Source organism: uncultured Veillonella sp., assembly GCF_900545205.1.
Taxonomy (GTDB): Bacteria; Bacillota; Negativicutes; order Veillonellales; family Veillonellaceae; genus Veillonella.
The window spans coordinates 1-7,264 of record NZ_UQYC01000080.1; the positions used below are offsets into that span (position 1 = coordinate 1).

8 protein-coding genes are annotated in these 7,264 nt (G+C 37.2%); all 8 read left to right on the plus strand.

Going from position 1 to position 7,264, the window contains the following annotated elements; translation table 11 throughout:
* Positions 1 to 566: MBL fold metallo-hydrolase (locus QZR70_RS07795; RefSeq protein ID WP_295794296.1), on the plus strand; the 566-nt coding region annotated here is incomplete at its 5' end.
* Positions 567 to 579: 13 nt separating this feature from the next.
* Entirely contained in the window at positions 580 to 1,068 is a 489-nt protein-coding gene (gene def, locus QZR70_RS07800) for a peptide deformylase (RefSeq protein WP_005386746.1), read from the plus strand.
* On the plus strand, positions 1,061 to 2,071 hold the full coding sequence (gene fmt, locus QZR70_RS07805) for a methionyl-tRNA formyltransferase (protein WP_295794298.1): 1,011 nt from the start codon (positions 1,061 to 1,063) through the stop codon (positions 2,069 to 2,071). Before def ends, fmt begins: the two co-directional genes overlap by 8 nt.
* 280 nt (positions 2,072 to 2,351) lie before the next feature.
* The gene (locus QZR70_RS07810; RefSeq protein ID WP_232013602.1) at positions 2,352 to 2,837 is read left to right on the plus strand and encodes a DUF116 domain-containing protein; all 486 of its coding nucleotides are present in this window, start codon (positions 2,352 to 2,354) and stop codon (positions 2,835 to 2,837) included.
* Positions 2,830 to 4,185: a 16S rRNA (cytosine(967)-C(5))-methyltransferase RsmB gene (gene rsmB / locus QZR70_RS07815; protein WP_105089141.1), complete on the plus strand. Its 1,356-nt coding sequence runs from the start codon at positions 2,830 to 2,832 to the stop codon at positions 4,183 to 4,185. Before QZR70_RS07810 ends, rsmB begins: the two co-directional genes overlap by 8 nt.
* Before the next feature lie 18 nt (positions 4,186 to 4,203).
* Positions 4,204 to 5,250 (plus strand): 23S rRNA (adenine(2503)-C(2))-methyltransferase RlmN, encoded by a 1,047-nt coding sequence (gene rlmN, locus QZR70_RS07820; protein WP_295794303.1) that lies wholly within the window; start codon positions 4,204 to 4,206, stop codon positions 5,248 to 5,250.
* Entirely contained in the window at positions 5,243 to 5,944 is a 702-nt protein-coding gene (locus QZR70_RS07825) for a Stp1/IreP family PP2C-type Ser/Thr phosphatase (protein ID WP_105089143.1), read from the plus strand. Before rlmN ends, QZR70_RS07825 begins: the two co-directional genes overlap by 8 nt.
* Positions 5,945 to 5,971: 27 nt before the next feature.
* Positions 5,972 to 7,264: Stk1 family PASTA domain-containing Ser/Thr kinase (gene pknB, locus QZR70_RS07830; protein WP_363661708.1), on the plus strand; the 1,293-nt coding region annotated here is incomplete at its 3' end.

The window sequence follows — 7,264 nt, forward strand, 5'->3', positions numbered from 1 at the left end:
TCTTGATGGATAGTATTCGTGCGGTATTTATAACGCACGATCATGCTGACCATATCAAAGCTGTGGGTAATCTGGGAGAAAAATTGAATATTCCTGTTTATACAGCTTCAGAACGAACTTTTGATTTACTTACTCAAACGTCTGGACGTGCCGGTAGGGGTGAAAAACCGGGTAGCGTTGTAATACAAACATATAATCCTTTAAATTATGCTATAATAAAGAGTAAGGCTCATGATTATGTAGGCTTTTACAATGAAGAAATTCAAAATCGTAAAGCCTTAGGATATCCTCCATTTAGGGAGATGATACATATGGTAGTGCGTCATCAGAATATGGACACCTTGGAGACCATTGCTAATCGCATTGTAAGCGATTTAGAGGCCCATAAAGGTAATGACGATATTCTCATCAATGGACCTTATGAAGCAAGTATTAAAAAGGTACGGGATATGTATCGATTAGCGATTATGATTCGCGGTACCGATTTATCAAATTTAAAAGAATATATATATAATTCGTGGATCTTCACACAAGAAGGTCTTTTGATTGATGTGGATCCAGTTTAGTATAGGAGTTTAAATGGCAGTATTAGATGTTGTGAAAGCAGGTCATCCCGTTTTAAAACAAATTGCGGAACCTGTAGAACATGTTAATAAAAAACTTAGAGCCCTTATCGATGATATGGCTGAAACAATGTATGAAACTGAAGGCGTTGGATTGGCTGCACCTCAAGTAGCTGTATCAAAACGAATTATCGTCGTAGATGATCATGCTGGTAGCGGTCTCATTGCCTTAATTAATCCTGAGATTACTCATGCTGAAGGCTCTCAAGTGGGTCCAGAAGGATGTTTGAGTGTACCTGGTTATTTTGGTGATGTTGAAAGATTCGATAAAATTACAGTTAAAGGTATTGACCCTCATAATAAAAAAGTAACAATTAAAGCTGAAGGATTCTTGGCGCGTATTTTTCAACATGAAATTGATCATCTAGAAGGGCATTTGTTTATTGAAAAAGCAACTAATTTACGATTGATTACGGATCATCCAGAGGAGAAAGAAATTGTCTAATCAAAAACAATTGCGCGTCGTATTTATGGGGACGCCAGACTTTTCGGTTCCTACTTTAGAAGCATTAATTAAGGCTGGACACTCTATAGTTGGTGTATATTGTCAGCCTGATAAACAAAAAGGTCGCGGTAAACAAGTTCAAATGCCACCTGTAAAAGTGTCAGCTCTGAAACATAATTTACCTGTGTTCCAACCTGTTACATTACGTGATGAGCAAGTGCAAGCTGAATTAGAAGCATTAAAACCAGATGTAGTAGTGGTTATTGCATACGGTAAAATTTTACCGCCATGGCTTATTCGCTTACCTCAATATGGATGTATTAACGTTCATGCATCTATCTTACCTAAGTATAGAGGGGCTGCACCAATTCATTATGCCATATTAAATGGTGATGCTAAGACTGGTGTTACTATTATGCATATGGATGATGGTCTTGATACTGGTGACATTATCGATATCGTGGAGACCGATATCTTACCTGGTGAAACGACAGGTCAATTATTTGAACGTATGGCTGTACTTGGTGGCGAAACCATTGTTCCCGTATTAACTCGTTGGGTTAATGGGGAAATTGTGGCAACTCCACAAGATGACTCAATAGCTACACATACGACCAAAATTACAAAAGAAATGGGACATATTGATTGGTCTAAGCCTGCTAATGAAATTGCAAACCTCATTAGAGGACTTAACCCAGCTCCTGGATGTTATACATATCTCGATGGAAAACGTTTAAAAGTATGGTCTGGAGAAGTGGTTCCCAGTGATACGACTCACTGTTTGATAGATGTTCATGGTAAACATGTACCAATTGCTATTTCAGCCACAACTGTTCCTGGTACAATCGTATCTAAAACAGCCGGGTTAGGTGTATTTTGTGGTGATGGAAATATACTTCTATTAACAGAAGTACAACCGGAAAATAAAAAGCGTATTTCTGCTACCGATTTTATTAATGGACATCAGATAAAGGAAGGTATCGTTTTTGGAGACTCAATGTAAGCAGTACGAAACGTATCCGTTATACCTGATATTATCATCAATTACATGTGCTTTAATTACTGCCATAATCGGCTTTCTAATGTATGTGTTAGAACCGGGGCTTACACAATTACATCCTATTGCACCCATAATTATTACAATTGTTTTTTCTGTATGTATTTGTGTCATATGGTTATTGTGCTTATCCTTGATTATTGCTAGTTTCGGTATAATACGGTTACATCCTATTGTTTTAAGACTAGCCAATCAGTTTATATATGGATTATTTCCATTATCCTTATTGATTGGTAAAGTGAGAGGGGTTACTAAGGATCAATTGCGTCAATCTATGATTGATTTGATTAATCATCTCGTGATGCTAGATATGTATACGGTTGATCCAAAACGCATATTGTTATTAACACCGCATTGTTTACAGGAAAGCTCGTGTGTTCATAAGGTTACACATGATGTATATAATTGTAAGCAGTGTGGTAGATGCCAGGTTGGAAGTTTATTACAAGTTGCCAAAGATTATGGCTGTCAATTTATAGTGGTAACAGGTGGTACATTAGCGCGAATGAAGGTAAAAGAAGCAAGGCCTAAGGCTATTGTAGCGATTGCTTGTGAACGTGATTTAGCAAGTGGTATGGCCGATGTATTTCCTATACCTGTCATTGGTGTTTTAAATGAAAGACCTAATGGACCATGTTGCAATACTACGGTGGATCCTGAACGAGTTCGTGCAGCAGTTGAACAATTGATTGGTAGGAAAAACGATGACTGAAGTAAAAAGTTATGAACAACAAAATATTCGATTGCTCGCAGTGAAAGCTTTGAGTGATATTAATCGTAATGGTGCTTATGCGAATATCAAGTTACAGGAGTATTTACAGAAATATCATCTATCCGATTTAGACAGACGATTTTTTACTGAGTTGGTATATGGTGTTATTCGTAGAAAAAATTATCTTGATGCCATTATTATTCACTTTGCAAAACGACCTCTCAAGAAATTATCTTCAATGGTTGTAGAAATTCTTAGACTAGGTATTTACCAAATTATCTATATGGATAAGGTACCTGAAAGTGCAGCTGTCAATGAATCTGTTAAATTGGCTAAAAAGTTAACTAGAGGTTTATCTGGTTTTGTAAATGCAGTGTTACGTTCCGTTTTGCGTGAAAGTGATAGTATTTCTATTGGTGAACTTGCTAAATCTGAGGCTGAAGAAATTTCTTTCATTTATAATCAACCATTATGGTTGGTTAATTTATGGATGAATGAAATGGGTAAGGATAAGACTATAGATCTTTGCGCTTGGTTTAATGAACAACCTAGATTGACGGCACGTATCAATACGATAAAAATATCTATTGAGGATTGCCTAAAAGAATTACAAGATTTAGGTTGGACCGTTGAGCAGGATACATATATTCCAGAAGTAGTTTATATTAATGCGCATCAAGGCCATTTAGAAAAAGCAAAACCTGTTATCGATGGGCACATTACCTTTATGGATAAAGCATCTATGTTAGTGGCCCATGTAGTAAATCCGCAGCCAGGAGAGCGCATATTAGATTGTTGTGCTGCGCCAGGTGGTAAGTCTATGCATATGGCAAGCCTCATGAATAATACAGGCGCTATTATGAGTTGTGATATATACGATCATAAATTAGACCTTATGAATCACAATGCTCAGCGATTGGGCGTATCTATTGTTTCTACTAAGCTCCAAGATGGTCGTTATTTACCTGATAATTGGAAGGAACAATTCGATCGTGTCTTAGTTGATGCACCATGTTCTGGACTTGGCATTTTACAAAAAAAATTAGATATGCGTTGGAGAAAAACAGAATCCTTACTTACTGAATTGCCTCCATTACAGCTTGAAATATTAGAAAAAGCCGCTGAAATGGTCAAAGTTAACGGATATTTAGTATATTCTACATGTACGATCAATAGCGGTGAAAATGAGGATGTATTGGAAAAATTCTTAGCAACTCATAAGAACTTTGTTATTGACCCTGTATCCTATGAAGGATTACCACCATCTACCGATGGTATGATTACAACATATCCACCGCGAGATCATATGGATGGATTCTTCATGGCTCGTATGAAGCGCATATCATAATAATAGAAATGGAGTACCATGATAGAATTATTGGGTAAGTCTTTAGAAGAATTACAATCTATCTTTAAGACCCATAATATACAAAAGTTTCGAGCGAAACAGTTAATCGACTATATCTATCATAGATATGTGTTTGATTTTCAAGACATGACACAATTTCCAAAAGAATTGCGTCAATGGTTAAGTGATAACTGTGTTATTTCTTTACCTACATTAATTACAGAGTCTATTTCTCCAGATGGGAAGACTCGTAAAATACTCGTTGAATTGACAGATCAAAGTCGAGTAGAAGCCGTTTTGATGGAACAACATTATGGATATTCTGTATGTGTTTCTTCTCAAGTGGGCTGTGCTATGGGATGTGTATTCTGTGCTTCAACACAAGGCGGTTTATACCGTGATTTGACAGTGGCTGAAATCATAGGTCAAGTTGTTATCTTCGGGGCTCTTACTAAAGAGCAAATTCATTCTGTTGTCGTTATGGGCGCAGGTGAGCCGTTACAAAACTATGATAATGTGTTACAAGCTTTACAACTGTTACACGATCCTGTAATTTGTAATATTAGTTATCGTAAGATGACGATTTCTACCTGTGGATGGGTTCCTAACATCTATAAGCTAGCTGATGAAGGATTGCCTATAACATTAGCACTCTCATTACATGCTACAAATAATGAAGTGCGTCGTAGTATTATGCCTGTTGGGGCTCGTTATGAATTGACGGAAGTCTTAGATGCGGTAAAATATTATTATGATACGACTCAACGTCGTATTACCTTTGAGTATATCCTTATAGATTCTGTAAACGCATCTATGGAGGAGGCTCATGCATTGGGGAAAATCTGTAAAGATTTCCCAAATTGCCACGTTAACTTAATACCTGTTAATGGCAATGAACATATAGAATTATATAAACCATCTATTACGAATATGAATACATTTAAAGACATCGTTGCTTCCTATGGCGTATCTGTAACGGTACGCAAAGAGATGGGCGATGCGATCCAAGCCGCATGTGGACAGCTAAAAGCAGCTCACGGTCGGAAAAAGGAGAATCATGAATAATTTTGTTGGTTTAAGTAAAATTGGACTTGTGCGTCAGCGCAATGAAGATCGATTTTTTATAGACGGTCCTATTTGTGCTGTCACTGATGGCATGGGTGGCTATAGTGGTGGTGAAATTGCTAGTACCTATGCTGTTGATGAAATAAAAGAATATTTGGCCTCCCTTCAAACGGTTGGTCAACAAGACTTATGTGATGCTATTATTCATGCAAATGAACGTATAGCCAATCGCGTAGCTCATGAAGAACGTCTTGCTGGTATGGGTACTACTGCTGTTGTTACAGCTATTAATGGTAACCAATTATACTGGGCAAGTGTTGGCGATAGTCGTTTGTATGTATATAGAGATGGTCTTTTACGACAAATTACTACTGATCATTCTATGGTACAAGAATTATTAGCTGCTGGAGAGATTACAAAGGATGAAATGCTAAATCATCCTCAAAGAAACTTATTAACCCGTGCAGTCGGTGTTGATGATACTTTAGAGGTAGATAGTGGTGTAGAATCCATTCTTCCAGGTGATCGTATTTTACTTTGCACTGATGGACTATGCGGTTATGTATCAGATGATGTAATAGCTAGTGCTTTACAATCTACTGATGATGATATGAAAGTTATAGAATCATTAATGGAAACCGTATATGATGTCGGCGCAGGAGATAATGTGACCATTGTGGTGGGAACAATCTAATCTAGAAATGGAGAAATAATGAGTACTATGAATATAAAAGGTATACTTCTAGATAACCGCTACCGAATAGTTGATAAAATTGGCGTTGGTGGAATGGCTGACGTATACCTTGGAGAAGATACCTTACTAGGTAGACAAGTAGCAATTAAAGTATTGCATGCTAACTTTGCCAATGATGATGAGTTTGTTACGCGTTTTAAACGAGAAGCACAAGCTGCAGGCAAACTAAATCATCCTAATATTGTAAACATGTATGATGTAGGGTTTGATCAAGACTTACACTATATCATTATGGAATATGTAGATGGTGAAACATTAAAAGAATACATTACTCGTCATGGCAGACTATCCATAGATGAGGCTGTTAAATTCACAATTGCTATTGCTGAGGGTTTAGAGCACGCGCATACAATGGGAATAGTACATTGTGATATTAAACCACATAATGTTATTATCACTCGTACTGGTCGTGTAAAAGTTACTGACTTTGGCATCGCTCGAGCTATGAATGCTACCAATACCGTGATGTATACGAACTCTATTTTAGGGTCGGCCCATTATTTATCACCAGAACAAGCTAGTGGTAAACCTGTAGATGGAAATACTGATATTTACTCTTTAGGGGTAGTTTTATATGAAATGCTTACTGGAAGGGTTCCTTTTGAAGGGGAAACACCAATCGCAGTAGCATTAAAACATGTGCGTGAAAAAGTAGCTCCTCCAACCCGATATAATCCGTCTATTCCACCGCTTTTAGAAGCAGTAGTAATGAAGGCTCTATCTAAAAATCCTGCGGATCGTTTTGATTCTATTTCTGATATGATTAGTGATTTACGATTGTCCCAAGGATTTACAATGGGGAAAACACAACGTCATGAACCATATGACTTTGCTACACAAATGATTCCAGCTGTTGATCCTGAAGCTATGGAGGATTTCAGTACCATTCAAGAAGAGCAAAAAGATGAGGGTAAAAAGAAGAGTATGTTAAGTAAAATAGCTTCTATTCCACAAAAATATATTGTTCTAGGTGCTGCTGTTATTTTCTTAGTAGCATTCTTAGGTGCCTTCTTGAGTTATGGTAACTTCTGGAGCAATACAACAGTAGATGTACCTAATGTTGTAGGTAAGCAAGTATCTGTAGCTAAAAATATTTTAGAAGATAAACATTTGCGTGTATCTACAAGTGAAGTTACAAACCCTGATGTACCAGCAGGTCAAGTTATTTCTCAGACTCCAGGGGCTGGGGAAAAGGTTAAAGAACAACGAACAATAAGGTTCGCCTTTTATAATAGTACATGCGCGGTAGAGCGCTTCTGT